The sequence below is a fragment of the Kitasatospora sp. NE20-6 genome, from assembly GCF_045862635.1.
Window position 1 is genome coordinate 1 of the sequence record NZ_BPRL01000181.1, and the last position, 672, is coordinate 672.

The 672-nt window shown below is 64.7% G+C and carries 1 protein-coding gene; it reads right to left on the reverse strand.

The features are described from left to right. On the reverse strand, positions 1-672 hold a 672-nt coding region (rpsB, locus tag SNE206_RS40100), incomplete at both ends, for a 30S ribosomal protein S2 (protein ID WP_407918521.1).

The following is a 672-nucleotide window of genomic DNA, read 5'->3' on the forward strand; positions in this document are numbered from 1 at the left end:
AGGCCCTCCGCGACGGCGTCGGCGATCACGCGGGTCAGCAGGGTGACGGAGCGGATCGCGTCGTCGTTGCCCGGGATCTTGTAGTCGACCTCGTCGGGGTCGCAGTTGGTGTCGAGGATCGCGACGACCGGGATGTGGAGCTTCCGGGCCTCGCCGACCGCGATGTGCTCCTTCTTGGTGTCCACGATCCACACGGCGCTGGGAACGCGCTGCATGTCACGGATACCGCCGAGGGTCTTCTCCAGCTTGTCGTACTCACGCTGGAGGACGAGGAGCTCCTTCTTGGTGAGGCCGGAACCGGCCACATCCGTGAAGTCGACCTCGCCGAGCTCCTTGAGGCGCTGCAGACGCTTGTAGACGGTCGAGAAGTTGGTCAGCATGCCGCCGAGCCAGCGCTGGTTCACGTAGGGCATGCCCACGCGAGCGGCCTGCTCGGCGATGGCCTCCTGGGCCTGCTTCTTCGTGCCGACGAAGAGGATGCTGCCGCCGTGGGCAACCGTCTCCTTGACGAACTCGAAGGCGCGGTCGATGTAGTTCAGCGACTGCAGGAGGTCGATGATGTAGATGCCGTTGCGCTCCGTGAAGATGAAGCGCTTCATCTTCGGGTTCCAACGACGGGTCTGGTGACCGAAGTGGACGCCGCTCTCCAGCAGCTCCCGCATCGTGACGACG